General features: G+C 69.9%; 20 protein-coding genes and 1 pseudogene. 8 read left to right on the top strand and 13 right to left on the bottom strand.

The window, feature by feature from the left end:
• Window positions 1-114 precede the first annotated feature (114 nt).
• Entirely contained in the window at window positions 115-861 is a 747-nt protein-coding gene (locus ACZ79I_RS11195) for a hypothetical protein (RefSeq protein ID WP_471496564.1), read from the bottom strand.
• Here ACZ79I_RS11195 and ACZ79I_RS11190 point away from each other — a divergent pair.
• On the top strand, window positions 815-1,732 hold the full coding sequence (locus ACZ79I_RS11190) for an IS5 family transposase (RefSeq protein WP_471493253.1): 918 nt from the start codon (window positions 815-817) through the stop codon (window positions 1,730-1,732). The genes ACZ79I_RS11195 and ACZ79I_RS11190 overlap by 47 nt on opposite strands.
• On the opposite strand, the gene ACZ79I_RS11185 is transcribed toward ACZ79I_RS11190, so the two are convergent.
• The 3 genes from ACZ79I_RS11185 to ACZ79I_RS11175 all read right to left on the bottom strand — a co-directional run bounded on the left by ACZ79I_RS11185 (window position 1,689) and on the right by ACZ79I_RS11175 (window position 3,287).
• Window positions 1,689-2,207, bottom strand: coding sequence for a hypothetical protein (locus ACZ79I_RS11185; protein ID WP_471493252.1), 519 nt, complete (start codon window positions 2,205-2,207; stop codon window positions 1,689-1,691). The genes ACZ79I_RS11190 and ACZ79I_RS11185 overlap by 44 nt on opposite strands.
• 254 nt (window positions 2,208-2,461) lie before the next feature.
• Window positions 2,462-2,809, bottom strand: a complete 348-nt coding sequence (locus ACZ79I_RS11180; RefSeq protein ID WP_471496562.1) for a PadR family transcriptional regulator — start codon at window positions 2,807-2,809, stop codon at window positions 2,462-2,464.
• A 106-nt stretch (window positions 2,810-2,915) separates the two neighbouring features.
• Entirely contained in the window at window positions 2,916-3,287 is a 372-nt protein-coding gene (locus ACZ79I_RS11175; RefSeq protein WP_471496561.1) for a hypothetical protein, read from the bottom strand.
• Window positions 3,288-3,519: 232 nt separating this feature from the next.
• Here ACZ79I_RS11175 and ACZ79I_RS11170 point away from each other — a divergent pair.
• Window positions 3,520-3,678 (top strand): annotated as a pseudogene (locus ACZ79I_RS11170) (IS630 family transposase); the annotation flags it as partial.
• A gap of 230 nt (window positions 3,679-3,908) precedes the next feature.
• Window positions 3,909-5,564, top strand: coding sequence for an N-6 DNA methylase (locus ACZ79I_RS11165; RefSeq protein WP_471496560.1), 1,656 nt, complete (start codon window positions 3,909-3,911; stop codon window positions 5,562-5,564).
• A gap of 57 nt (window positions 5,565-5,621) precedes the next feature.
• Here the strand turns inward: ACZ79I_RS11165 and ACZ79I_RS11160 are convergent, their stop codons facing one another.
• Genes ACZ79I_RS11160 through ACZ79I_RS11150 form a run of 3 tightly spaced genes read right to left on the bottom strand, consistent with a single transcriptional unit; the run spans window position 5,622 to window position 10,877 of the window.
• Complete coding sequence (locus ACZ79I_RS11160) at window positions 5,622-7,757, bottom strand: UvrD-helicase domain-containing protein (protein ID WP_471496558.1); 2,136 nt, start codon at window positions 7,755-7,757, stop codon at window positions 5,622-5,624.
• 37 nt (window positions 7,758-7,794) lie between these two features.
• Window positions 7,795-9,054, bottom strand: a complete 1,260-nt coding sequence (locus ACZ79I_RS11155) for an McrC family protein (RefSeq protein ID WP_471496556.1) — start codon at window positions 9,052-9,054, stop codon at window positions 7,795-7,797.
• Window positions 9,051-10,877, bottom strand: a complete 1,827-nt coding sequence (locus ACZ79I_RS11150) for an McrB family protein (protein WP_471496554.1) — start codon at window positions 10,875-10,877, stop codon at window positions 9,051-9,053. The genes ACZ79I_RS11155 and ACZ79I_RS11150 overlap by 4 nt, the downstream gene beginning before the upstream one ends.
• Before the next feature lie 207 nt (window positions 10,878-11,084).
• Between ACZ79I_RS11150 and ACZ79I_RS11145 the strand changes: the two genes are divergently transcribed.
• The 5 genes from ACZ79I_RS11145 (at window position 11,085) to ACZ79I_RS11125 (ending at window position 20,202) form a co-directional block, all read left to right on the top strand.
• Window positions 11,085-12,530, top strand: coding sequence for a sigma-70 family RNA polymerase sigma factor (locus ACZ79I_RS11145; RefSeq protein ID WP_471496553.1), 1,446 nt, complete (start codon window positions 11,085-11,087; stop codon window positions 12,528-12,530).
• Window positions 12,531-12,578: 48 nt separating this feature from the next.
• Window positions 12,579-15,728 carry a helicase-related protein gene (locus tag ACZ79I_RS11140; protein ID WP_471496551.1) on the top strand — a complete coding sequence of 1,050 codons (3,150 nt, stop codon included), beginning with the start codon at window positions 12,579-12,581 and terminating at the stop codon, window positions 15,726-15,728.
• A complete protein-coding gene (drmB, locus tag ACZ79I_RS11135) occupies window positions 15,725-17,608 on the top strand; it encodes a DrmB family protein (RefSeq protein WP_471496549.1) in 1,884 nt (627 codons plus the stop codon). Before ACZ79I_RS11140 ends, drmB begins: the two co-directional genes overlap by 4 nt.
• A 5-nt stretch (window positions 17,609-17,613) precedes the next feature.
• The gene (locus ACZ79I_RS11130) at window positions 17,614-18,726 is read left to right on the top strand and encodes a DEAD/DEAH box helicase (RefSeq protein WP_471496547.1); all 1,113 of its coding nucleotides are present in this window, start codon (window positions 17,614-17,616) and stop codon (window positions 18,724-18,726) included.
• Between the two features lie 162 nt (window positions 18,727-18,888).
• Window positions 18,889-20,202 (top strand): hypothetical protein, encoded by a 1,314-nt coding sequence (locus ACZ79I_RS11125; protein ID WP_471496545.1) that lies wholly within the window; start codon window positions 18,889-18,891, stop codon window positions 20,200-20,202.
• A gap of 73 nt (window positions 20,203-20,275) precedes the next feature.
• On the opposite strand, the gene ACZ79I_RS11120 is transcribed toward ACZ79I_RS11125, so the two are convergent.
• The 6 genes from ACZ79I_RS11120 to ACZ79I_RS11095 all read right to left on the bottom strand — a co-directional run bounded on the left by ACZ79I_RS11120 (window position 20,276) and on the right by ACZ79I_RS11095 (window position 26,936).
• Window positions 20,276-22,765: an Hsp70 family protein gene (locus ACZ79I_RS11120; protein ID WP_471496543.1), complete on the bottom strand. Its 2,490-nt coding sequence runs from the start codon at window positions 22,763-22,765 to the stop codon at window positions 20,276-20,278.
• A gap of 81 nt (window positions 22,766-22,846) precedes the next feature.
• The gene (locus ACZ79I_RS11115; RefSeq protein WP_471496541.1) at window positions 22,847-23,455 is read right to left on the bottom strand and encodes a nucleotide exchange factor GrpE; all 609 of its coding nucleotides are present in this window, start codon (window positions 23,453-23,455) and stop codon (window positions 22,847-22,849) included.
• On the bottom strand, window positions 23,452-23,727 hold the full coding sequence (locus ACZ79I_RS11110) for a hypothetical protein (protein WP_471496539.1): 276 nt from the start codon (window positions 23,725-23,727) through the stop codon (window positions 23,452-23,454). Before ACZ79I_RS11110 ends, ACZ79I_RS11115 begins: the two co-directional genes overlap by 4 nt.
• Complete coding sequence (locus ACZ79I_RS11105; RefSeq protein ID WP_471496537.1) at window positions 23,724-25,475, bottom strand: hypothetical protein; 1,752 nt, start codon at window positions 25,473-25,475, stop codon at window positions 23,724-23,726. The genes ACZ79I_RS11110 and ACZ79I_RS11105 overlap by 4 nt, the downstream gene beginning before the upstream one ends.
• 356 nt (window positions 25,476-25,831) lie before the next feature.
• A complete protein-coding gene (locus ACZ79I_RS11100; protein WP_471496535.1) occupies window positions 25,832-26,494 on the bottom strand; it encodes a hypothetical protein in 663 nt (220 codons plus the stop codon).
• Window positions 26,481-26,936: a hypothetical protein gene (locus ACZ79I_RS11095; protein ID WP_471496534.1), complete on the bottom strand. Its 456-nt coding sequence runs from the start codon at window positions 26,934-26,936 to the stop codon at window positions 26,481-26,483. The genes ACZ79I_RS11100 and ACZ79I_RS11095 overlap by 14 nt, the downstream gene beginning before the upstream one ends.
• Window positions 26,937-26,994 lie beyond the last annotated feature (58 nt).

Below are 26,994 nucleotides of genomic sequence, written 5' to 3'. Positions count from 1 at the left end.
CCAGCGGCCCTGATAGTGCCAGGGCAAGTTCCGCCTGCCATGGCATTGCCCCCGTAGGCAACGCTGTTGCGAATGGCGAAGCCACGGCGGCTACTCCTGTAGCCCGCATTCTTCTCACCACTCCCAAGCGCCGTCATCGCGCTGGGCGTACAGAATCGCCCGTCGCGTAGACCAGGCGCGGACCGTGACGCGAAGTGCATGAGCGAGGTGGCGGCGGCGTGGCTCAGCGGTGAGATCCCAGAGTTCGCTGCGCCATTCCTCGGTGTATCGCGGCCGGTCTGAAGCCGGGAGGATGCGAACCGCGGAGCCGATAAGCCACTGTGCCGGCAGGCTCACGCGCCTTTGGTCCCTGGGGGAGGCACAAGCATCTTCCGAACCGTGCAAGGCGGTCGTGAACTTGTGCAGCACGGTGGTGGCTTCGTCGCAGGCTTGAGCAACGCGTCTGGCCTGAGCGCTTCCGCGGGGGTATACGCGTTCGAGTTGTAGCGCGAGTTCGGAGGAGGACTCGGCTGCATACTCAAGCCCCTGGGCCAGGTGGGCAGTTCGAGCTTCGACAGAACGGGGCGTATCGATCGCGGACGAGAGCCGGACAGCGCGGATATGGAGGTGCGCGACGGCTTCGGCCAAGTCGAGCGCCAGATCGACATCGCTGCTGGTGGCGCCGAGACGCTGAGAAGCTGTTGTTTTTTCGATCTTGAGAGATGCGCGTCGAACGAGAGTCCCGATTGGGTGATCGTGGGGCGCTTGGCGCATACGGACAGGGCCTCCTGAACAGCTCGTTGGTGTCGAATCACCGAGCAGCAGGAGGCCCTTGATGCAGCAGTCTTTCGTGCCGAATGCCGGGCAGTCCAGCTCGGTCACCTGGGAGTGTGACTGCCTGGCTCACCGGTTCGGAAACGCCGTCGACAACGGGTTGCGGCAGCGGCGCTACCCGTCGGACATGACGGACGCGGAGTGGGCGGCCGTCCGGCCGTTGCTTCCGGTGCCGGGCTGGATGCGCGGTCGCGGTGGCCGGCCGGAGGCGTACTGCCACCGGGCTGCACTCGATGCGATCCGCTACCTCGTTGACAACGGCATCAAGTGGCGGGCGATGCCGGCCGACTTCCCGCCGTGGGACCGGGTGTACGCGTTCTTCCGCCGCTGGCGCGACCATGGCCTGGTCAAGGAGTTCCACGACCGGCTACGTGCGCAGGTTCGCGAGGAGGTGGGCCGCGACGCGGAGCCGACGGCCGGAGTGATCGACTCGCAGTCGGTGAAGGCGGACGCGGTCGTCGGTGCGGACAGCCGCGGGTTCGACGGAGGCAAGCTGGTCAACGGGCGCAAGCGGCACGTCGTGGTCGACACCCTCGGCCTGCTGCTCGGGGTGATGGTCACCGCCGCAGATGTCGGCGACCGCGCCGCCGCCCGGGTGCTGCTTACGCAGGTGGCCGACGCGCATCACCGCCTCACCCTTGTCTGGGCCGATGGCGGCTACACCGGCAGCCTCATCGACTACTGCCTCGCCTTCCTCGCGCTGGTCCTGGCGATCGTCAAACGCAGCGACGACATGCGCGGCTTCGTGGTACTGCCCAAGCGGTGGATCGTCGAGCGGTTCTTCGCCCACCTGATGCGCACCCGCCGCCTGGCACGCGACTACGAGCGGCACACCACCAGCGCCGAGGTGATGGTCTACTGGTCGATGACCCTGCTCATGACCCGCCGCCTTGCCCGCTCACGCCCGCAGCAGGCGTGAACCGGCCCGGCGCGGGCTCGGCCAGCCAGCCGCGCGCGACCAGTCGTTTCGCCTTCGACCGCAATGTCTCCACACGCGCCGGCACCACCTCCATGCCGAACCCCGCGGCCATCTCCTGACAGGTCAGCGGCCCTTGACCGAGCCGGCACCGGTCCGCGAGCACGTCCAGGATGCGCTGGTAGTCCACCGACAGCACCGACCTGTCCAGCCCCTCCCGCCACACCGGCACCTGCGACTTCGCCTTCGCCGCATCCGGCACTGGCGCGGTCCGGTCGGCCCGGACCTGGTCCTGCATTGTTTCGTCGACCAAGGCCAGCACCTCGTCGACCCGCGAGCGGGCGATGGCCCACTCCTTCCATTCCCGCTCGGCCACAGCCAGCTCGGCCTGGATGCGGTCGGCCTCCTCCCGCAACTCGTCCACACGACGGCGAGCACCCAGCTCACGCTGTTCCAACAGCCCAACCACCGACGGCATCCACGACCTCCCAGGCAGCGACAGCACGACAGGCCACTACTCCCACAGGACCGCCGACCCTACGCCCGACCAGTGGAAATGCAGTCCCCAACTCCGGAAAGACAACAGCTTCTGAAGTGCGAGGCCATGAGCCAGCCTCTTGGCGCGGATATCGGTTCGAGCGAGCTTACGGATGAGGTCACGAGACAGGCCGCTGGCGTGACTGTAGTTGAACTCACCGGCGAGGCTCGGATCGTCGGCAACGGGAACCGGGCTCATGTGCTGGCGCCTCCGGCGAGGCCGGGACGCAGTGCGCTGAGTGCATTTCTGCTGGCCGTGGCGCGGGCAAGTGCTTCCCTAGCGGACACGGCTCCGTCTGGGCTGAGCCGGTAGTAACGCCGTCGGGGACGGCCCTGCTCATGCGGGTTCGCATCCTCCCAGCGTGAGATCAACCAGCCGACGGACTCCAGACGAGCCAGGATCGGATGGATCGTGCCGCTGGCGAGTTGCGCCCTGGCGGAGATTTCCAACCCGTACAGCTCCTCAGTGGGCTTCTCCAGAAGTGCTCGCAGCACTAATTGAGTCGGCAGCGTCATTCGTGGAGCGGAAGGCTTCTGGGGCATGGTCCAACTCTACCTAGCCCTAGGTAGAGTTGGACCACGATTTGACATTCGATGTAAATGCGACATCTGTTCGCGCCGCGGTGCGGCCGTGATCAGCAAGGCAGGATCAGGGTGTCGGTCCAGGGTCGGCGAGGCGGGCTTCGAGGCCGGCGACGTGCCGGTCCTGGAAGCGCAGGTTCGAGCGGGCGGCCTTGAGCTGTTCGTCGAGGGTGCGGTTGTCGGTGGTGGGCTGGCGGACACGCTGTTTGAGGGCGGTGTTCTCGGTGGTGATCCGCTGGATGGCGCCTTCGGTCCACCCGGCTTGCAAGTCGCGTATCTGGCCGAAGAGTTCGCCGATGCGGGTGCGCTGGGTGTGGATCTCGGTGTGGGCTGCCTTGAGGGCGTCCTCGGCGTTCAGGGCGTGTTCGCGCCAGGTCGCCTCGCGTTCGTCGTCTTGTTCGGCGAGCGTGCGGGATGGGTGCTCGCCCGGCTGCGTCATCGCTGCGGCAACCGCGGCTCTGGCCTCGACGCTGTTGTAGAGGAAGGTGCGTCAGACGTCCGCTCGGCGGGCGACGGCGGCGACACTGATCTGAGCTTCCTCGCGTCGGAGCCGGGCGATGGCGCGACGGCGGTGGGCTGACTGCGGAGGAACGTGCTCGCCGGGAACGAACCCGGATCGCCGAGGTGGTGCGTGCTCGCTTCAGCGTGCGGTACACCCTGGCCTGCGACTGACGGACACTGGCACCAAGCGGGTGTCGATGGCGGGGCTCATCTGCACCAAGTCCGGTCACCGACCGCGGCTGATCTATCGCATCTACCTCAGGCGAGGCCCTGGCAAAGGCAGGCGCAAGGGCTTCATCGAGATCGATTACGCTCGCCTGCTCGACGCGGTTGCCTTCGGGGTCGTGGCTGGACGGAACAAGGACAGGTGCGTGAGACAGGCTTGGGCAGCCCTGCGGCGCGGGACCGGGACGGGGATGAGGGCGACTGAGGCGAGGCACGCCGATGTCGCACTGGCTCATGAGAACCAGGTACACGCAACACGCTGACATGAGTACGTGTACGACGTCAACGGATATACTTCTCGAAATGAGATTGATGGCCCGTGTACGCTGGGACTATGACGGACAATGCCGCTTCATCGGTCGGACCACTTGTCACCGGTTCCGAGATCGCTCGGCTGGCCGGAGTCACTCGGGCCGCTGTCTCCAACTGGCGTCGGCGCTACGACGACTTCCCCGCGCCGGCGGGAGGCGCCGCGAACAGTCCGCTCTATGCGCTCGCAGAAGTCCAGGAATGGCTGGACAAGCAGCGCAAAGGCCAGGAGGTGTCACCCGAGGTCGAGCTGTGGCAGGCCATGCGGGCCGCGTACGGGGAGCAGATGATCGCGGGCCTGGCTGAGGTGGCCGCGGTGCTGGCCGGAGAAGACGAGCCGGGAGTGCCGGATGAAGTAGCCACCCGCGTACAGGCGCTCGTTCAAACCGAAGCGCCCGTCGACCTCGTGAACGGACTGACTGAACGGTTCATGGATTCCGCTCGGCGTGCGGGATCGGACCAGGTGACTCCCGAGCGCGTGGTGCGGGCCGTGTGCCACTACGCTCCCGAGCTGCCGGCGGACGCCACAGTCTTCGACCCGGCCTGCGGAATCGGGGTGCTGCTCCTGTCCGTCGCCTCCGAAGACGGGATGCGCTGCTGCGGCCAGGAGATGGAAGTCGACAGTGCCCGTTTCGCGCAGCTCCGCGCCGACCTACTGGGTCGATCAGGCGTGCGCGTCGTGGCAGGTGATTCCCTTCGCGCGGACGAATGGCCGGACCTCAAGGCGGATCTGGTGGTCTGCGACCCGCCGGCAGGCGTGACCGAGTGGGGGCGAGAGGAGCTGCTGCTCGACGCTCGCTGGGAACTCGGTACCCCGTCCAAGGCCGAAGGGGAGCTCGCGTGGCTCCAGCATGCCTATGCGCACACCGGGCCCGGCGGCCAGGTCCTCATGGTCATGCCGGCCTCGGTCGCCTACCGCAAGGCAGGCCGCCGCATCCGATCAGAACTCGTACGCCGGGGCATCGTGCGCCAAGTGGTCGCCCTGCCGCCGGGGACGGCGACCTCTCACGCCCTGCCCGTCCATCTGTGGTGTCTGCAGCGCCCCGAGAACACCGCAAGTGCGGATACGAACTACACCGTGCGCATGGTCGACCTGACTGGCAACAGCCCCGACGGCAGCCTGGAACCACGCCCCGACCAGGTCGCCGACGTGCCCCTGATCGAACTGCTCGACGACACCGTCGACCTGACTCCCGGCAGCCATCTCCGGTCCCGGCACCGTGACTATCCCGGTGAGTACGCCGCCCTGTGCAAGGAGCTGGAGGACCAGATCCGCCGACTCACCGCACTCCTGCCCGAGCTTGCGGCGGGCGGTGGACCGGGCTCACTGGAAGGCGCCACCACCAGTGTTGCGGATCTCGCCCGCGCCGGACTCGTCACGTACGACGGTTCGGAACCGGTGTCGGCCAGCGAACAGCTCGACACGGACTATCTGCAGGGATTCCTGCGCAGCTCCGTCAACACCCGCCGGTCCACAAGTGCCAGTGGGACCTACCGCGTTGACGGCAGAGGTGCCCGTATTCCCCGCATGAGCATCGACGAGCAGCGTCAGTACGGCGCTGCCTTCCGAGCCCTGTCCGCGTACGAGGAAGGAATGCGCAGGGTCGACGAGCTGAGCCGGCAGCTCGCCGAAGTCGCCCGTGACGGCCTGGCCACGGGCGCCTTGGCCCCGGCGGAGTGAGGAAGGTGCGGGGTACTCCGGGGTGGGTGCCCCGCACCTGCTCTGCCTGCTGGCCGGTCAGGCGGTGCGTGGCAGAAACGGGCTCGGAGTTCCACTCCACGTCACACTCAGCGCTTCGCGAGCGCGGGTGCAGGCGACGAAGAGCAGGCAGCGTTCCCGGAGCAGGTCGGCGTCGTGCTGCAGCGGGTCCACCTCGCGTGGGGTGATCTCGCGGGCGAACGGGACGGTGCCCTCGGTGACACCGAGGACGGACACCGCGCGGAACTCCAGCCCCTTCATCGCGTGCATCGTTGCCAGCCGTATCCCCTCGGTCCCCTGCGCGACCTGCCCTTTGACGCGTAGCACCGGGACGCCCGCGGCCTTCAGTTTCTCCTCGGCCGCGTCCAGGGAAAGGTTGAAGCGTGCGCACACGCCGATCTCGTGCGGTGCGAGGCCCTCGGCGAGCAACGCCCGGACCCGGTCCACCAGGGCCTCGGTCTCCTCCTGCCGGGTCGTGTACCCCTGCGCCTGGGGGCGGCGCCCGTGGAGCAGGGAGCGGTACCCGGCCAGCGAGTCCGTTCCCTCGCCCTCGAGCGCGTCGACGGTGACGGGCGCGAGGAGCCGCGCAGACCAGGCGAGGATCTCCTCGGTCGAGCGGTAGTTGACGCGCAGCCGGAAGCTGCGGCCGGCGGTGGTGATGCCCAGGGAGCCGAGCGAGACCCGGGAGTCGTAGATCCGCTGATGCGGGTCGCCGGTGACGAACAGGTCGTCGGGGCCGGGAGACACGGCGGCGCGCAGCACACGCCACTGTGCGGGGTGCAGGTCCTGTGCCTCGTCGACGACGACATGGGCGTACGGAGTCGGCTCGCCGGCGAGGAGTTCCGCCGCGCGGGCGCAGATTCGCAGGTGTGTGGTCTCGCCGCGGTCGCGCAGGAACTGTTCGAACCGCTCCACGCCGTTCCACACCTCCCGGCGGCGCGTGGGGCCGAGGCCGGTGCCGCGGCCGCGGCGGCTTGCGCCGAGGTAGGCGTCGAGGTCGCGGAGGTTCTGGCCGAGAACGACGTGCCGATACTCCTGGGCCAGGAACTGGGCGGTGAAGGGTAGAGCGAGCTGCTTGACGGCCTTCTCCCACAACTGCCGCTGTTCCCGGTCCCCGATCGGTCTGGGCGCGGCCCCCGACTTCGCGCGGATGATGCCGTTCGCATAGGCGTCGACCGTCGTCACGTCGACCCTGGCCAGCAGCTTCTCGTCCTCGTCGAGGAGCAGGCCGAGCATCTCACGCAGTCCGGCGGCCAGTGCGTTCGTGAACGTGGTGAGCAGGATACGGCCGTCCTCGGAACGGCCGAGCAGGTGCTTGACCCGATGCAGGGCGGCCACCGTCTTGCCTGTCCCGGGGCCGCCGGTGACCTGTACGGGACCCCCGTACGAGGTGCGGTAGGCGACGCGCCGCTGGGAGGGGTGGAGGAAGACCCGCCACGTCTCGAACGGCTTCTCCATGATCTCCTCCAGCTCCTGCGGCCCGGTGACCAGGCGGACGCGTGCGGGAGTGTTGGCGATCACCGTGGCCAAGTCCTCCACCGGCTCAGCGGGTGCGTCGGCCGGCCGACGGACGGCCACGACGTCCCGGTAGACCTCTTCTGGGCCGAACCCCTCGGCGAGGTACTGCAGCACCTGCAGCTGGTCCTCCGGCAGGAGCGTGGAGAACGCCTCCAGTTGGGCCTTGTCCACCAGTGAACGCGCGGCGCGCAGCACCTGGTCGTCGATACCGAGCTCGCGCAGCGTGCCGTCGGAGACGTCCGCGAACAGCAGCCGTGGAGCCGTGCGTGCGGCCGTCTCGTACAGCGGTGTCAGCTCGTCCAGGGCGACGGCGTTGCGTACCTCCAGGGCCCGGGTCGCGGAGTTCGCGCTGTACAGACGCTTCGCCGCCCAGGTATAGGCGTCGTCGTGCGGCAGGACATTGACCAGGAGGAACATGTCGCTGCCGTCGTCGGGGGCGAGGACGACGCCCCGCCAGAAGTCGGTGATGCGTATGGTGCGCATGCGCGGGTCACGGGCGTTCTCGACGGACTCCAGGTGCAGTCCCTTGTCCGCGTTGAGTTCGGCGACGCTCATGGCCTGGAATTTCGCCATGGCCTTGCGCACTCCGGCTCGAACTGGCTTCTCCAGGGTGTCGTAGCCGTCCCAGAAGCTCTGGGCGAAGGCGAGCCGGGGCATGAGGTCCCTTCCTTTTCTGCCTGACGGTGTTCCATGGTCACGGATGTGGGGTGGCTCCGGCCAGCCGTTCCGCGATCTCCTTCAGAGCCGACAAGAGTTGTCCGGGTTCGCGGGAGAGGTCGAGGCTGTGCTGGTACAGCCGCACTCCCCGTCCGTCCGGCCCGGCCGTCGTTCCGCGCACCTCATGGACGCGCTCGGGCTGCCGTCCGGCCGCGTACACGAGGTGCGCCTCGGGCAGAGAGAACACGGTGGCGTACGCCAGCGCCTGGTACAGGTCGGCGTTCAGGAGTCCGTCGGCCTTCTCGACCTTGTACTTGGCGTCGACGACGGCGAGCGGAGTGCGGCCGTCGCCGGCGCGGACGACGAGATCGGGGCGTATCCGTACCAGACCCGCTGTGTCGAGGTGGTGGGGGTCCTGGAGGCGCGCGGTCAGGCCGTGCTTTTGAAGGGCCTCACGCAGGGCGACCGTGACGAAGTCCTCGAACAACTGGTTCATGTCGAGCAGGAAGCCGTCAACGGTGAGTGGTTCGGCCCCGGCCGGCCGGTGTTCCGGTGAGGTGCCGCGCAGGACGGCCTCGGCGAGCCGCAGTGCTGGCTGGTAGCGGGAGTTCAGGCGTGACGGCTGCCAACGCGGCAGTTCCTGCCCCCGTACCAGTGGCAGCGCGTCGGCGAGACGTACGCGCTGATGGGCGAGACGCCGTCGGACGGGACCGGGAACGCCCGGCAGCCGCAGCAACCGCTCGGTGGCGGCGCGCAGGATGCGGTTCTCGGCGGTGTCGGCGGTGTACGCGTCGTAGACGATCTCCACGGGCGGTGTACGGCCGAAGTGGCGCCGGATCTGCTCGGCCTCGCGCAGCCGCCCGCGCACGACCAGCGCGGACTCCTCCACCTCCCGGTAGCCCTGGAGGACACCCTGTCGCAGCGCCGCGTCGATCTGCCGCTCCACGGCGTGCGCGAGGGCGGGGACGACGTCGTCGTACGCTCCGGTGTCGATCGTGCCCTCCCGGCTGTCGCGCCAGGCGCGGGCCGGGTCGAGGCTGAACCCGAGGAGGAAGAACAGCCGGCTCACCGGGGTCTTGGGCATGATCCGTACGACCGGACCGCCGGGCGTCCGCACGGCGCCGACCTGGCTGCCCGCCCGCAGCAGCCAGTGCCCGTCCCGGCCGGGATCCGGGGTCGCGCTCTGCAGAATGCCGGAGGCGGCGAGGGCCCGCCCGGCCGCGGAGCCCAGAGGGACGGAGACGGCGGGCCCGTACTCGCGCAGCGTCACCTCAAGCACGGGCACGGTCACGGTCATGGGCGCTGCTCGCGCAGCGAGTCGAGACCGTAGCGGGCGGCGACGTCGAGGCCCTCGCCGTAGTGGTGCTCCTCCAGCAGCGGCAGGATCTTCGTGCGCCAGGTCCGTTCGAGGCCGCCCTCGCGGTACACGCCCGGCTTCATCAGGTAAGAGGGGCCGATGGCGAAGTCGGCGTCGTCGATGCGGGCGTTGAGGGTGTCGAGGAGACGGGCGGGCTCCGGGTCCCTGCCCTCGCGCTTCAGCCAGCGCGCGAGCAGACCGGCGGTCGGCTCGGCGCGCGGGGACAGCTCCACGAACGCGAAACGGCGCCGCATCGCCGCGTCGACCAGGGCGATCGACCGGTCGGCGGTATTCATCGTGCCGATCACGAACAGATTCGGCGGCAGCGCGAAGTCGTCCCCGGAGTAGGTGAGGCGGACGGATTTTGTCCGGTACTCCAGGAGGAAGTACAGCTCGCCGAAGACCTTCGCCAGATTGGCGCGGTTGATCTCGTCGATGATCAGGAAGTGCGGGATGTGCCGGTTGCCCTCGCGGGAGGCGAGATCGGCGAGTTCCCGCAGCGGGCCCGCCGTCAGCCGGAAGGCAACCTCCCTCGTCTCGGGATCCTCCACGGGCCTAAACCCCTCGAAGAAGTCCTCGTAGGCGTACGAAGGGTGGAACTGCACGATCTTGACCTGCTCCGGACCGCCGCCGAAGTACTCGGCCAGCTTCATCGCCAGAAACGTCTTGCCCGTGCCCGGCGGGCCGTAGAGGACCAACTGCCGCTCATCGAGAAGCAGTTCGCGCATCTCCTCCAGCCAGGCGCGGTCGTGGACCAGGAGGTCCGCGGCAAGTGCCTCGGTGATGTCCGGCAGCGACAGCTCCCGCTGCGTCGGCCGTTCGACGGAGGGGTACTCGCCGGTGTCGTCGGCTGCTGTCGGGTCCGTACGCTCCGTATGCCCCGTGAGCCCGTCCAGCGTGTCCAAGACACCGGTCAGGTCGACGACGTCATGCTGAACGGACAACTTCTGCTGCACTTCCTCCGGCAGCTCCTCGTACGCATGGCTCTGCGGCAGCCAGGCGACGGTCCTTCGCAGATTGGACAGCCCGCCCGGCGACGAGGTCTGCACGGCCTCCCCGGTGATCCGCCCGACGTACAGCCGGCCGTCGCCGATGGTGGCCACCGTGTCGCCTACGCGCATCTGCGTCAGGAATGCGTGCAACTCGTCGACGAGGCCCCGCTTCTGGTTGTACGAGGCCGCCCCTTCGTATCCATCCTCCACGTAGCGGCGCAGCACGCTCTTGGTCGGATCGGACTCCTCCAGCGGCGGCAGGTGAGCCCCCGAGAGCGAGACGAACCCCTCCTTCAGCCACAACTGCCGCACAAGGTTGCGCCCGGAGACATTGGAGCCGCGCACCAGCCACGCCTTGCGCGGGGCACGCCAGCCAGTGGACAGATAGTCGGCGAGCGGGTGGCCCTCGGCGGTTCGCCAGGACTCCGGACCGGAAGCGTCATAGCCGTACACCAGCGCGGCGGCGGCCGAGGACGAGTTGCACGCGATGTCCTGGGCCGCCACCCAACGCGGCGGTGCCTCCGGCCGGTCGGGCTCGGCAGGCGCGTCGACGAGCCCGCCGCTCGCGCGCAGATCCGCGCGGAACCGGCGCGCGTGATCACCGAGCCCGGGCCATGCCTCGGCGACCACCATTGAACCCTCCTGCAGGAGGAACTTGTGCGTGCCGTTGCCGCCGAACTCCGCGAGCAGATACCCGCACGCCTTACCGCCATCCTTGGGAAGCTTGATGCGGAACTCGGGGGCGCCGGGGAGACGGTCGGGCTGCGGCATGGAGGACCTTCCGGGTCGGGCGAGCGCGAACGCCGCACAGTTTACCTGTTGACACTGTCAAGTGACTCATGAGTTAGTAAACAACCTAGAACTTTATGTTGACGATGTAAACGCACAATCCCTAGAGTGTGGATGTGCCCGGTTGGTTCTACTGGGCGGAACCGGCGTGGGGACGCTGGAGTGGGGGGCGTTATGGGCGGGGAATCGATGGCCGAGGCCGAAAGACGCACGATCGAGGCCGAGTTGCCGTCCGTCATCGAGAGGCTGAAGGGCTGTGCGTCTCGCACGGGCCTCGTCAGCCAGCGGGCCTTCGGTCTGGAAGCGGACCGGCTGGGGCTGACGGACGACGAGCAGCGGAGAAGGCTCCGCAACGGGCTCGCCGCTCTGGGCATTCGTGTGAAGGCCTCGCCCCGCACGGCGGCGGCCCCACCGCACGTCAGCCCTGAACCCCGGCACGGCGCAAGCGAGGCGGCCAGGCGCCTGGCCCAGGCCCGCCAGATGCTGGCTCGCTACGCCGACGCCGACGGAACCGTCAACAGGCTCGCCCACGACGGAGTCGTACGGCTGCACGGGCTCGGCCCTGGCGAAGCGCGCGAGCTGACCGCCGACTTCCCGATCACCCGCCCCCGCCCGCCCGTCCAGACGGTGACGGACGGTCAGGTGCGGCCCGTGGCAACCGCGTCCGCTCCGGCGTCGATCGGTGGGAAGAAGCGGGCCCCCTCCGCCGCTTCGGTCATGGACGCGCGACTGGCCGACGCCGTCCGCGCGGCCCGAGCCGTGCTGGAAGACGACCGGTGGCGCCGGAACCTGGACGAGGTACGGCTCACGGCGGACGAGGAAGTCGGCCTCGCCGTGCTTCTCCGCGATGGCGCCGAGCGCCTCGGCCGCGACGTTCCGGCGGAAGAGATCAAGGCACTGCCTCGCGACGGCGAGCGGTGGCGCGCTTACGAATGCCTCGTCCTGCACAACCGGCGGCTCGTGTGGAAGATTGCGCACGGCTACCAGGGACACGGACTGGACATCGAGGACCTCGTCCAGCACGGGACTCTCGGACTGATGCGCGCCGTCCGCAAGTTCGACGCCACCAAGGGCTTCAAGCTGTCGACCTACGCGACGTGGTGGATCAAGCAGTCCATCACCCGGGCCATCGCCGACGAGGGCACCATGATCCGGCTGCCCGTCCACACCCACGAAAGAGTCAGCAAGGTCGCCGTGGCCGAGCGCAAGCTGCTGAACGAGGGCCGCCCCAGGACCGTCGCCAATGTGGCCTACACGACCGGTCTCACATTCGCCGAGGTGGAGGAGGTGCGCCGGATCAGCCGGCCCACCGACTCCCTGGACCGGATCATCGGTGACGACGCCGCACTCGGTGACCTGATCATCGGGCCTTGCCGTCTGCCCGGGCCGTGTGCGGAGTTGCTGCGCAAGGACTTTTTTGAGCAGGTCCACAGCGTTCTGGACTGTTTCTCTGAACGCGAGGCATACATCCTGGCCCGGCGAATCGGTCTCGATGGTGGGGAGCCGTACACCTTGGACGTGATTGGCGGGGTCCTCGGCATCACTCGCGAGCGCGTTCGGCAGATCGAGGCGAAGGTCAAGCCGGTCTTCCGCGACAGGTTGATTCGCCTGGGGCTCGTACCTCCCCGCCGCTGAACCGCGCGCTATCTGCTTTCCATTCCCCTGATCCGAAGGAACCCGCACATGGACCCGCGCCAAGAGCTGGTCGACTACCTCACCCGCCAGCTCGTCGGCCCCGTCGGCGGTGACGACGAGGTGCTCGACGCGCCGCCGGACCGGCAGTACCTGATGGGCACGCTCTACCCGCAACAGGCGGACCGCCAGCGCCGGCTCGACCTCGCCGCCGACGGCCCCGAGGCACCCGGTGCCGAGCAGGACGCCCCCGACGTGGACCCGGCCCCCGACCCCGTGCCCGAGACCAACAGCTGGCTGCCCGCGTCCCTCGGCATCAGCTTCTACACCGATGCCGTAGACGTCGAGGTGAGCTGTGCCGCCGCCCGCTACGAGACGCAGCGGAACGAACCCGGGCGCGGGCGGCGCTGGCAGCGCGTTCCCCTCACGCCCGAGACCCACACGATCGGACCCGACCGGGAGGACGTGCCCGTCTTCAACGGCCGCGCGAAGATCCAGCTGACCCGCCGCTCCTATGGTGCGGGCACCCTCATCACCGTGGCCCTGGTCAACGAAAAACACCACGACGGTGCCGACGACAAGGCGCCGGACTGGGACGACATGCTGTTCCAGTGCCGGCTCCGCGTCCGCCCCGCCGATGGCGCCGTGCTGCCGTATCCCAGCGTCCGGCTCGCCAGTCGTGATCCCGAGGAACGCGAACTGCGCCTTCAGTACCGGCACGTCGTCACCCATGCCGTCGGCCACGGCTGCGCCGTCCGCGAGGACTGCGGCGAGGACGGCGGTGTCGAACTCCTCGCCTGCGAAGCCCTGCCACGCGCCGAGGTACCCGCCATCCGGGCCGGCGGCCCGCTCGACGCCCCCGCGCTCACGATCTCCCACCTGGCCGACCCGGCCGTCGGCAGGGACCAACTCCGCGAGGAACTCGCCGAGTTCGCCGCCTCGTACCACGCCTGGTACGTGGGCCAGCGATCCGTCGAGGTGCCGCCCTGGGGCCGGGAAGCCGCGGAGCGGATCCTCGACCGCGTCCGCCGGGCGGTCACTCGCATCGAAGCCGGCGTGCGTACCCTGTGCGACCCCGATCGGCCCGACCTCCTCGACGCCTTCCGCATCGCCCAGCGTGCCATGCTGCTGCAGATGCGGCACTCCGCCCCCGACCAGGCCGGTCAGCGGCGCCACCGCGCGGACCCCGTGGCTCTCGATCCGCCCGTTGACCCCAAGGCCACCTGGCGCCCTTTCCAGCTCGCCTTCTTCCTCCTCGCCCTCGACGGCGTCGCCGACCCCAAACACCACGACCGCGAGACCACCGACCTGATCTGGTTCCCCACCGGTGGTGGCAAGACCGAGGCGTATCTGCTCCTGGCGGCCTTCACCATCGCCCTGCGCCGGATCCGCGGCGAAGGCGGCGGAACCACCGTGCTCAGCCGCTACACCCTCAGTCTGCTCACCACCCAGCAGTTCCAGCGCGCCGCCACCACGATCTGCGCCCTGGAGCACCTTCGCCGCACCGAACCCGGACTTGGCCTCGGTGGCGAACCCATCACCATCGGCCTGTGGGTCGGCGACACCACCACTCCGAACAAGTTCCAGGCGGCCAAGGACGCCTTCGACGAGCAGCGCGAGGCCAGCCACCCCGAGGACGTCTTCATTCTCGACCGCTGCCCGTGGTGCGGCACCCGCATCCTGCCGCCGACCCGGTCCAGCGTCCGCTCCGACTACGGAGTCCGCGCCGAGCCGGCCGAGTTCGCCTTCTACTGCACCCGTGACGAGTGCGCCTTCCACGACGTCCTGCCCGTCGCCGTCGTCGACCAGCACCTCTACGAGGATCCGCCCACCTTCGTCCTGGGCACCGTCGACAAGTTCGCCCGGCTCGCCTGGGAGCCCGACTCCGGCCGCCTCTTCGGCGCGGGCACCAGCCACCGGCCCCCGTCCCTGATCATCCAGGACGAGCTGCACCTGCTCACCGGACCGCTCGGCACCACGGTCGGCCTCTACGAGGCGGCCATCCTGGAGCTGTGCACCGACCCGGACGGCCGCCCGCCCAAGATCGTCGCCGCCACGGCTACCATCCGGCGCTCCGCCGAACAGGTCCGCGCCCTGCACCACCAGGACGTCCAGCTCTTCCCGCCGTCCGGGCTCGACGCCCGCGACAGCTTCTTCGCCGTCCCCGACACCGGCAGCCCCGGCCGCCTCTATCTCGGTGTCATGGCGCAGGGCCACACCGCGGGCCGCGGCGCCGTCGCCACCACGGCTGCCATGCTCCAGGGCGTCCACCAGCTCCCCGAGGAACACCGCGACGACTACTGGACGCTCGTCGGCTACCACCACAGCCTGCGCGAACTCGGCCGTACCGTCACCGCGGCCGGCGACGACATCCCCGCCCAGCTCCGCGGCCTCGACGAGGGCGCGGGCACGCGCGAGCTGGTCGGCGAGCAGGTACAGCAACTCGACAGCAGCGTGAAGCGCGCCGACCAGCCCATCCTCCTCGACCGCCTCGAAAAGCCCTGGACTGACCCCCGGTCGGTGTCGTTCCTGCCGTGCACCAACATGCTCTCCGTCGGCGTCGACGTGAAGCGGCTCGCGTACATGCTCATGCAGGGCCAGCCCAAGACCACCGCCGAGTACATCCAGGCCACCAGCCGCGTCGGCCGCCACCAGGTGCCCGGACTCGTCGTCACCTACTTCAACGCCACGCGCCCGCGCGACCGGTCCCACTACGAGACCTTCATGGACTACCACCGGGCGCTCTACCGCTACGTCGAACCCGCCAGCGTCACCCCCTGGTCCCTGCCCGCCCGCCGCCGCGCCCTGCACGCCGCGCTCGTCATCCTGGTCCGCCACCGGCTCGGCCTGGCCGCCGAGAACCGGGCCGGACGCATCACCGACCACAAGGAAGAGGCAGGGCGGATCGCCGACGCCCTCGCCGAGCGTGCCGCGACCGCCGAGCGCGGGGCCACGAAAGCCGACGCCGACGCCGTACGCGCCGCCGTACGAGCGGAACTCGGCTACCTCCTGGACGACTGGTACCGGCAGGCCGACACCGCCACCGCCGAGGGCAAGGACCTCTACTACCGCAGCCAAGGCAAGGGCCAGCACAACCTGCTCAAGACCTTCGAGCAGCGCTACGGCCTGTGGGAGACCCTCAACTCGATGCGCAGCGTCGACCGCGAGTGCCAGATCACCGTGACGGGAGCAGGAAAGTGAAGCGCAAACTCCGGGTCCGCCAGGCGCAGACCGTGCTGCCGTTCGGCGTGGGCGCGGTACTCGACGTCCAGGGCGAGTCGTTCGTCGCCGTCGGCATCGAGAGGTGGCCGGGGCTGAAGACCCCCGTCCCCTCCGAACGGCTCGCCGCCCGCCTCGGCGTAACGGGTTTCTTCGCCGCGCCCCACACCCTCAACGACCGCTACGACAAGCCCGACCGGCCCGGCGTCCCCTATGTGCGCTTCCCCGGCTGGCTGTTCTGTGGCTCCTGCCGGGCCATGGTCCGCTTTCTGCGTGAGAACGAGAAGCCGGGCGAGCCGCCCGTCTGTACGTCATGCGCTGCCGCACCCCGCCTCACCCCGATGCGGTTCGTCCGCATCTGCCCGGACGGACATCTCGACGACGTCGACTGGTGGTATTGGGCCCACTCCAAGCTCGCGCCCGAACTGCGGGAGTCCTGCTCCGAGTCGAAGCACGCCTGGAAGGCACGCCGACTCAGCTTCCGCGTCGCCGACCGCGCCTCCGGACTCGAAGCGCTCTCGGTGCGCTGCGGAGCGATCAGGGAGGGCGGCAAGCCATGCGACGCCGAGCGCGACCTCCTCGACATCCTCGGTCCCCAGGGAGGGAAGTGCTCGGGCCGCAACCCCTGGCAGCACTGGGACGCCAGGCATTCCTGCGGCCAGCAGGTGCACATCGTGCAGCGCACCGCCGGCAACGTCTACTACCCGGTCGTCTACTCGGCCCTCGACATCCCCCAGACCGCCGAAGCCCCGCGTGCGGAGCAGAACATGGCGGAGGCCGTCCTGGGCCACGGCTACTGGCCGATCCTGCTCGACGCACTCGGCACGTCCAGGGCCGACACCTTCCGCGGCATGATCAAGGAGGACACCGAGGCCCCCGACAGCCTCATCGACCAGCTCGTCGCGGAGGCCACCGGTGCCCCCGCGCAGGCGCCCGCCGAACCGTCGGAGCCCGGAAAGTCCGGCAAGATCGACCTGAGCCGCGACGAGTGGTACGCCTTCGACGCCACCCGACTCCCGGAACCCACCAAGGAGTTCGCGATCCGCCGTGGCGGACTCGGCCTCGACGGTGAGAAGGAGGAGCCCTGGGCCGCCCTCGACGCACACATCGACGGCGTAGTCCTGGTCGATCGCCTCCGCGAGGTCCGTGCCCTGACCGGTTTCCGCCGCCACTCGCCGGGCGGCACCCTCGTTCCCGCCGACACCAGCGGCCGCCTGCGCTGGCTCCCCGCGACCGAGGTCTACGGCGAGGGCATCGTCCTCACCCTCGACGAACATCGCCTGACCGCCTGGGAGAACGACCCCCGCGTGCGGGCCCACGTCCACGAAATCCGTACGGACCTCGACGCGTCGTTCCGCAAAGAACAGCTCGCCGAGACGACCGGCAGCGAACTCTCGCCCCGCTTCCTGCTCCTGCATACCGTCGCCCACCTGCTCATCCGCCAGCTGTCCTTCGACTCCGGCTACACCACCGCCAGCCTGCGCGAGCGCGTGTACGGCCGCCCCGAGTACGGCCAGCGTGGACTGCTGGTCTACACGGCCGCCGGTGACGCGGAAGGCACTCTCGGCGGCCTGGTCCGGCAGGGCGAGGCGCCGAACTTCGCCGAGACGCTCATCCGGATGCTGGAGGCGGCCGCCTGGTGCTCCGCCGATCCGCTGTGCGCCGAGCACACCGGCCAGGGCTTCGGCAACCTCAACCGGGCCGCCTGCCACGCCTGCACCCTGCTGCCGGAGACCAGCTGCCAGACCGGTAACACCCTCCTCGACCGGGCCCTTGTCGTCGGCTCGGCCCGCGTCCCCGGCTACTTCACCGACGTCCTCACCGCGAGCCGCGAATACGCGGCCGCCACCGCCTTGGGATGACACCCATGACCACTGCGAACGCCCCCGTTCTCCACCCCGACCTCACCCCCGCACAGCGCGACTGCCTGGACGCCCTGCCGCTGACGGGCAACCACGTCGTCAGCGGCCCGCCCGGCAGCGGCAAGAGCCTGCTTGCCGCGCACCGCGCCGTCCACCTCGCCCTCACCGGCCGAACCACCTTTCTGATCTCGCGCTCCAACCTCCTGCGCCAGCTCCTGCGCGGAACCCTCCAGGGCCTCACTGTCCCCGGCACGCCGGTCGATGCCGCCACCGGCCACACCTGGATCCATCGCCGCTTCGGACACGACGCACCGCGCACCGAGGACGGCTGGTTCGACTGGACGGAACTCACCCGTCGAGCCGCCGCCACCCTTGACGAGAACGACGCGACAACCCCCCACCTCGTCATCGACGAGGGCCAGGACCTGCCGCCGGGCTTCTACCGGATGGCCCGCCTTGCCGCCGCCTCCGTGACGGTCTTCGCCGACGAGTGTCAGCGCCTCACCGAGACGAACTCCACCCTCACCGAGATCACCGATGCCCTTGGCCGCTCCACCGCACGCGTCGAGATTTTCGGCAACCACCGCAACACCCGCGAGATCGCTTCCCTCGCCGAACACTTCCGCACCGGCGGCACCCGCCCCGACGTCCCCTTCCGCAGCGGCGCCCTGCCCATGGTCCGTCACTACTCGGGTATCAAGGACCTCGCCGACGACATCACCACCCTGGCGGCCCGGCACCCGCGGGACCGCATCGGCGTCATCGTCAACTCACTGCGCACGGCAGCCGACCTGATGCGCCGCCTGGAGCGGTCCGGCCTCGCCCACGAACCCCAGCTCTACAGCTCGGCGGCCCCCTCCGGACGCTACCGCGACCTCGACCTCGCCCGCCCCGGTGTCGTCCTCGTCCACCGTGCCAGCGCCAAGGGGCTCGACTTCGACACCGTCGTCATCGCCGACGCGGAGTCCGACTCGGGCGTCGACCCCACGTCGGCGGCCCTCCGCATGGCCTACTACGTCATGATCACCCGCGCGCGTCAGCGGCTGGTGCTGGGCTGGCAGGGCAGCAGGTTGCCGCAGCACCTGGAGGGGCTGGATGGATGGGTGCGGATGTGGTGATGGGATCATTTCGGCTGTGGGTACGCGAGGGAGCCGACGCGGTTCCGGAGCGGTCCGATGCGCGGCGTGCGACGCCAGGGCGCTGCGATCCGCGGAGCGCGGCCACGTGCCGTTCGCGCTCGATGTCAGACCTGAGCCACTGTCGGGAACAAGGGGGAGACGATGACTGACGACCGTAAGAAGACCGTGCCCGTGCTGACGCTGGCGACCGCCGACGTCCAAGTGCCGGGGGTGATGACCGCGGGTGAGGTGATGACGGCTGAGCGCCTGGCCGAACTGCGCGGAGTGCTCGCCGCCCTGGCCGACAACCCGATCGTCACCCTTGAGGTGCATCCGCTGCCCGACAAGATCGACCGCGGCCGTGGCATCCCGCTCGACGCCGCGAGCCCTCTGGCGCAGAGCCTGTCGCAGCTCATCACGCAATCGGCGCGCAGTTCCCTTACGACGGCCAGAGCGACCGCTTCGGGCGAGAATCTGTATCGCATGGTGGTCCCGGCCAAGGTCGCCGCCCAGTTCGGGCAGGGCATCGTCCGCTCGCTGCCGTCGAAGGCCGCGGCAGGTGGCATCTACGGTTCACTCGTGAACTCGGCGGGGCGCTTCGTCGAACCGGCGACGTTCGTGCCGGTGGGCAAGGCTGCGGCAGCCGGTGCGGTCGGTGGAGCCGGTGCGACGGCCGGCGCCGCGGCCGCCGGCGGCGCGGCGCTCACCGTGGCTGCGCCGCTCGTGCTCATGGCCGTTGCGGTGGGGGTGAGCGCGCACGCCGACAGCAAGCGCCAGCGGGCCATCGAACGCATCACGGAAGCGTTGGAGCGACTGCACGAAAAGGATCTTGAAGACGAGCGCAGTGCCCTTGACGGCTGCCGCAATGCCATTGACAGAGCCACTGCCATTCTGCTTGACGAGGGCGAGATCGGTGCCTCACTGGGACTGGACTCGGCAGTGCACACCATCGATACGGCACTGTCCAAGGCGGATAGCCGCCTTCGCCGGTGGCAGAGAGCACTCGACGCGCTTCCTGACGGCAAGCCCGTCGAGATCGGCACGTTGACCGATTCGTTTCCGGGTGTGGACGACCACGGCGGTACGTTCCGCGCTCACCTCGAACTCGCTGTCCTGGCCATTGCGCTGAAGCGGAGAGTCGACGTTCTGCAGGCCGTCGAGCATGCCCAGAAGAACCCTGACAACTTGTTCGAGAACTTCACCCGCGCACTCAAGCGCGGCCAACAGAGCCTCGACGAAGTGGAGGAAGGCATCGCCGGTGTCCTGGTACGCCTGTCGGCGCTGGAGCTGGCACGACCGAATAGTTTGCGACCCGCCCTCATGAACGGTGAAGTCGATCGCCTCATGAGCGCGGCACACCGGATTCACAAGCTGGCCGACGGCGTCACGGTCAACAGCCGTGCGACAGACGTGGCGATCGAGATCGCCCGCGAGAAGGACGGCTCGGTGCTCGTGTTCCCCGCGCTGGCCGCGTAGGCGTACGCGTAGAGGAAATTGGGTGTGGTGCGGGACCTGACCGGCCCTGCACCACACCGGATTCCTCGGCCTGTCACCGTTTCGACGGCAGCACGCTTCCCGCAGGAGACGAGACGCTCACGTCCGCGAACTGTCCCCGGCCCTGTTCGGCGAGGCGGCCGAGGCGTACGAGCTGGGTGTCCTGGGCCGTCTGGTCGCCGCGTTCCACCGCGTCGCGCAGTGCGTCACGGGCGGCCAGGATCTCCTTGCGCAGGGTCGCCGGGTAGGCGTCCTGTTCGGCCAGGCGGATGGTCACGACCGACCTGCGGACCGCCGGATCGAGTGCGGTCCAGCGATCCTCCGCCCGCTCGGTGCTCGCCCGCATCGCGTCGGCGTCCATGGCCCGGCGTGCGTCCAGGACGGCCTCCGCCGCTTCCCGCAGTTCCGCCAGGAGCGCCGGCGGCAGCAGACCGCGCCCGCTCCGGCAGGTGAGGCTCGCGTGCGCGTGGGCACTTCGGGCCCGCGTGCACAGATCCAGGGTGTCCCGGGCGGAGTCCAGGAGTCCGTCCAGGGAACGGCCTACGGTCTCCCCCCTGACGAGCGCCGCCAGGTCCGCCTCGGCTTCGGCGAGGGCGTCGCGTTCGGCGGGGGTGAGCTCGGGCCCGAAGTCGGCCAGGAAACGGGCGTACCGGACGTGGAGTTCGGCCGCCTTCCGCCCGATGCCCGTGGAGACCAGGCTGCGCCGGAGCTCCTTGCCTCGCCATTCGCCGGAGCCGATGCGGTACTGCAGGGCGATGGTCCGGTCGGCGTCGAGCCTCGCCTGGACGGTGAGCGGCATCGTTCCGCGGAGCTCGTCGGTGTGTTCGTCGACGAAGCCACCGCAGAACTCGTTGCGCTGCGCCGAGCCCAGGTGCGGTCCTTCCCAGAGGTGGAACCGCACCGACGTGCCGCTGTCGCCGCGTACCGCCAGGTCGTCCACCCGGTGCCAGTCGGTCGGGTAGGGGGTACCGCCGGGGAAGAGGACCTCGAGGGTGCCGTCCTCCAGCTCCAGCCCAATGTGCTGGGCCGTGACCTGCTGGGGAAGAGCGGTGCCGAAGTCGCCGCCGCACATCGAACAGGCGCTGAGACCGGGGGCGTTGACCATTCCGCAGCCGGGGCACTTCAGCCCGCCCGTGTCCAGAGGCGCGTCGCAGTCGAGGCACGCGGTCGCGGTGGCGGGGTTGTCGGCGCGGCCGCAGTCCGGGCACTCCGCGCGGGTGGCCACCGGCGCGGCCGCCCGCAGCCCGGACAGGTTCATGGCGCACACGGGGCAGACGGCGGTGAGTTCGGGGGCGGGGACGTGGCAGCCCGGGCAGTCCACCGTGGCCGGACCGAGCAGCGGGGTGTCACAGGCAGGGCAGGCGTCGTCGGTGACGGGAATCCCCTCGATGGTGCAGCTCTCGGCAGGGCAGTCGAGCGTGTCGAGGAGACCGGCCTCCACGGCGGCGCCGTGGGCGACGGCCATCATGGGATCCACCGCGTCCGACACCGTGTCCTCGCCGAAGAGCTTCTGGAGGTCGCGCCGGACGGCAGGGACACGGGTGGAGCCGCCGACCAGGAGGACCCGCTGGACGTCCTCGGGCAGCGCGTCGTTCTTCCTCAGCACCGACTCGACCGTGTCCCGCATCCTGCTCCGGTGCCCGGTGAGGATCTCCTCGAAGTCGGTGCGCCGTACCGTTCCCGACCAGGATCCGCCCTCGCGACCGAGCGGAGCGAGGATCACGTCGAAAGTGTCCCGGTCGGACAGTTCGACCTTCGCGCGCTCGGCGGCGGCCCGGATCCGGTAGGCGTCTCCCTCGCCGCTGTGGTCGCGTCCGCCGAGCCGCTCACGCAGGTGGCAGTCCAGCAGCGCGTCGAAGTCGGCGCCGCCGAGGAGGTTGTCCCCGCCCAGGGTGCCCACCTGGAAGTAGCCGGGACCGATCGTGAGCAGCGATACGTCGAAGGTGCCGCCGCCCAGGTCGAAGACGAGCACGGTCGCGTAGTCGCCCGAGCGGACACCGAACGCGTGCGCGGCGGCCGTCGGTTCCTCGATGATCCGCGCCACATGGAAACCGGCCAGCCGTCCGGCCTCGCGCACCGCGTGGAACTGCGGCTCGGCGAAGTACGCCGGTACGGTGATCACCGCACGCCGGAACGGTACGCCCGCAACGTCCTCGGCGTCCTTCTTCAGCCGCCGCAGCAGAATCGCGGAGACCTGCACGGGGGAGAGGTAGTGCTCGCCGAGCCGGATCTCCACCGAGCCGTCGGCACCGGCCCGCACGGGCGGCGCGTCGGCGGGCCGCGTCTTGAGTGCCTGCTGCACGAGTTCGTCGTCCCAGCGCCGCCCGATCAGCCGCTTGACCTCCGTGATCACGGAACGGGGGTCCCCCGCACGCCAGTTGAGGGCCTCCTGCCCGATCAGCAGAGCGCCTTGGGCGCCGATCCCGACGGCGGACGGGGTGGCTGGCTCGCCGTGTCGATTGGGCAGGACGGCGGGGACGCCGTCGCACAGCCAGGCCGTGACGGAGTTGGTGGTGCCGAGGTCGATACCAAGAGTCCGGTGCATGGAAGGGTGCTTCCTGATAGTCGTGGAGCGGCGGTGGCGGGAGATGCGGTGCGGGCGGGCCGAGGGAGCGCGGCCGCCGGGTCAGGTACGACGGGACCGGCGTCCCCGCCTGGCCGAGGGCTTGAGCGGCAGGCGTCGCTGGGAGCGCGTGGTACGCCGGGGCTGCGCCCGCTTGCCGCCCGAGGGGCCGACCCCGACCGACGGTACGGACTCGGGCTCGGGCGCCGGTCCCGGCACCGCGAGGACCACCTGCGCGGGCCGCAGGACGGAGGCGCCCAGCCGGAAGCCCGTCAGCTTCTCCCTGAGCACCGTGCCGTCCGGCCAGGTCGGATGGGGCTCCGTGCCAAGGACGCGCATCTCCTCCGGATCGGCGGCTCTGCCCACCACCTCCATCGGCCTGACCTCGTGTCGGGCGAACTCGCCGCGCAGCATCTGGTGCGCCGCGTCGATCTGCTCGCTCAGGGCGATGGCGGCCGAGGCCGTCTCGCGGGCGGACCGCGCCTCGTGCAGGGCGCCGACCCGGCGGCGCGTGTCGGCGAGCACGTCGTCCAGCGGCAGCAGGGAACCCAGCAGGTCCCGCAACCGGGCCTCGGCCTCGTCGCGCTTGCGGGACAGCGCCTCGACCCGGCGCCGCATCTTGTCGAGTTCGGACGGCGGGCCGGTCGTGGCGGTCGGGGCGGGGTCGGTCACGGACGTTCCTCGGTGTCGTGCGAGGGCAGGGGCGGGGTGAGCATTTCGGCGACGAGGGCGGTGACGGTACTGCGGGAACCCTGGTCGGCACGGTCGATGAGCTCGTGCCTGACCGGATCCCGCCGGGCCGCCGCGAGCGCCTGCGCCGCCTGCCTGCGCAGGGGCATGGGGCGGGTGCCCGGTGCGATGCCGGGCACGAGTTCGTGGAGCGTGGGGCCGAACCAGGGGAGCGGGGGAAGGCCGCCGTTCGGGGCGGATGCGTCGTCGGTCAAAAGAGGGCTTCCTGTCCGGTGTCGTCGTGACGGGTCCTGCGGCGGTCGGGGCCGAAGAGCGGGGCGGGTTCCGACAGCCCGGCACCGATCCGTTCCGCGCAGTCGCGGTCGCGCCGCGCCCCGCCGAAGTCGCCCGCGCGCTCGCGTTCTTGGGCACGGTCGAGGTAGGCGGCTTCGACGGTGCGGTCGAAGCGTGCGCTGACACCGATCCGCATCCGATCCCGGAGGAACAGCTCGATGACGTCCGACGGGGACGCGGTGGCTTCGAGGTGCTCCGCGAGCAGGAGTACGGCGGTGTCGAGCCGCTTCCTGACATAGCGCCTCCGGGCGGGGTCCGCGACGGCCGCGGCCACGTTCAGCAGCTCGACGCTGCGCTCCATGGCGGCGCGGCCGTCCTCGGCGTCGGCGTGCCCCGCCTCACTGAGCAGCAGGTCGACGAGCACCTCGTCGACGAGGCCGTCACGGTACGGCCGTTCGTCGTAGTGCAGCACCTTGCGTACGGCTGCCCGCGCCTTGGACGCATGTCCGCCGGTGGCGGCGGTCAGGGCCCGCTCCACGTAGTGGTCGACGAGCCACCTTCGGGCCGATGCGCACTCCGGGTCGCGCTTGAGTAGCTCCTGCACGTCGCCGACCCGGAGCCTGGTCTCCAGATCCTCACCGTCGAGCACCCGGCGCAGGTCCGTCCTCAGATGCTCGTCGAGGCCCGCACGGGCGTCTCCGTTCCGGGGCGTCACCTCCAGAGCGCGCGCGAAACGCCTCCGGCTCTGCGGAGCGTCGCTCGCGAAGACCTTCTCGCCCAGTTCCACCAGCTCGGCGGTCAACTCGGCGGCCACGTAGGCGTTCTGCGGCAGGAGCGTATGGGCCAGTTCGAGGCCGTGGATGCGCGTGACGGTGGAGTTGCCGCGCCCGGTGCGACTCCGCCCGACATTCCCTGCCGCGCGCAGTACGGCCGCCTGCGACACGGCCCCGAGGGTGCGCCCGAGCCGTGCCGCCGTGCTGAAGTCCACGAGCGCCTCATTCCAATGACCGGCCCGCACCCGGTCCCGGCCCCGCTCGGCGAGGGCCTGGGCCAGGGCGTCGGCGCAGGCACGGTGCTCAGGCGAGTCCGCGTTCCAGGCGCCCAGGTCGGGGTGGCGCAAGGTGTAGGCGTCGAGGAGGTCACTCCCGCGGCCGTCGTCCACGAGATGCCGCGCGGCATGCCCGAGCGGGACGAGACCGTCGGGTCGGGCATCCGAGGGGACGACGGCTGGGGCGACGCCGCACTCGGCCCTCCAGGCCGTCGCCCAGGCGGCGAGGACGTCCCGGCTCGCCCGGACGTCCAGGGCGTGCAGCAGGTCGGCGACGCGCCCGAGCAGATGGCTGCGGGCATCCACCCAGTCCTGGTCGGGTACGGGAGTACCGCGCCGCTCGGTGAGCAGCAGGCGGAAGTCGCCCGGGTCCTCCTCGTCCAGGAGGTACGCCCACAGCACGATCACGAGCGCCGCGGTGCCGGCGTCGGTGTGCCGCCCTTCCTCGCTCAGCCTGCGGAGGGCACTCACCGCGAGGGCGTGGACGACGCCCGTCTCCGCCATGTCCAGGTCGTGGCTGTCGGGGCACCACCGGACCGCCTCCGGCCAGTTCCCGGCCCGAGCGGCCAGCGCGCCCCGGAGCACGGCGTACCGCACCGCGGAGCCGCCGACGTCGGGGGTGCCGAACTTACTCTGGAAACGCTGCAGAAGCGGTCGTACGACGCCGAACTCGGCGCGCAAGAAAGAGTGTTCGGCATCGCTCAGCAGGCGGTCCGCCGAGACGGCTCGGCCGGGTCCACCGGTGTCGCCCACCTGCACGGTTTGTTGCCCCCCTGAACCCCTCACGCAGCAACAGTCACCGTAAAGAAGTGTGTTGGCGACGTCAACGCGCTCGTGGATGGGGTGGCTGGTTTTGCGTGGCCGCTCCTCGGGGCGTGTCTCATCTCGCATTCATCGCGACCGGCTCGGCCATGCGTCGGCCGGGGCGGGGTGCGCGTCGGCCGCCGTCGACTGCCCGAGCGCCTGCAGGAGCTGGCCGGCCCCGTCGAGGGGACCGTCGACCTGCCTCTGCACACCGTCTGGTCCGGGCGGACGAGCTACTTCTTCCACGCCTCGATGGCCTGGACCAGGTGATCCCTGAGCCGGTCAGCCGTCGGCTTTCCCGGCAGGAGTCCTTCGAACTGCTCGCTGGGCCGAGTAGCGATGAGGTCCGCGATACTGCAGGACAGCTCGGACGGATATACCAGGGAGCACTTCCGCTCACCGAGTTCGTGGGCCAGGCCGTGAAAGGCGCGGCCGACGTCAAGAGGGGGCCTGAAGCTGTAGTTCTTGGCCTCCACAGCGGCGACCAGCCCTTCGCGGCGGGGATGCTTCTCGTCCCTACGGCATCGCTCGGCTTCTGAGCTCTGGATGATCGCCACGTCGCACTCGTGCGGTGCCCCTGACAGCCCGAAGGCTTTTACACCCACATGGATTTCGAGCCACCTGCGGCGGCCGTCGAACCTGACCTTGGCGTAGGTGAATCCGGGGGACCACAGGTTGCCGGGTGCCCGGCGGAAGTGCAGGGCAGAGGCCCGGTCTCCGCTGTTCCACACGTACTCCAGTTTCCCGCCCGCCTTCTTCGCGGCGTCGACGCACAGCGTGAACAGCATCGCCTCGTACAGGTCGGACTCGTCGGCGAGGCCACGGTAAGCCTTCGACACGGTGCCGATCGCCGCTTCGATGACCCGCAGCAGGGAGGTTCTGTCAGCGTTGCTCATCGAGCGGCCTCCACTCACTCCCGAAACGATCCCCGAGCAGTTCTCGTGCCGCCTGCAACGCCGTGCGTGACCGGTCCATCTCCTCTGGCATCACCAGGGACGACGACTCCCCCGACGGCGGGTCGCGGAACTGGAGCACCCACTCGAGGCCGGGGGCCGCCGATGGGCCCGCCATCATGCTCCAGACGGCCTGCCGTGTGGCCCACATGGTCTCGGCCAGTTTGAGCAGTGCTTCGCCGATCAGCTCGATACGTTCCTCGTCCGAGTAAGGCAGCACTGTCACGTCGGCTGCTTCGAGCTCCGGCGAATCAGTGGTGGCCGCTTCACAGCCCTGCCTCGCGTATTTCCCCTCCCGAACGGTCTGCTCTACTTGCCGAGCCAGGTCCGGTAGCGCTTCCCTGAGCTGTCTCATGAGCGACGCGTAGTCGTCGGCAGCCGTCATGTTCCTCTGCTCCCCCCTCTGCTGCGGAGAAGCACGTTACAGCGAGGCGCTGACAGAC

The sequence above is a fragment of the Streptomyces sp. PSU-S4-23 genome, assembly GCF_055632315.1.
The sequence above is the reverse complement of the archived record's forward strand: the minus strand, read 5'-3'. Positions and strand labels throughout refer to the sequence as shown.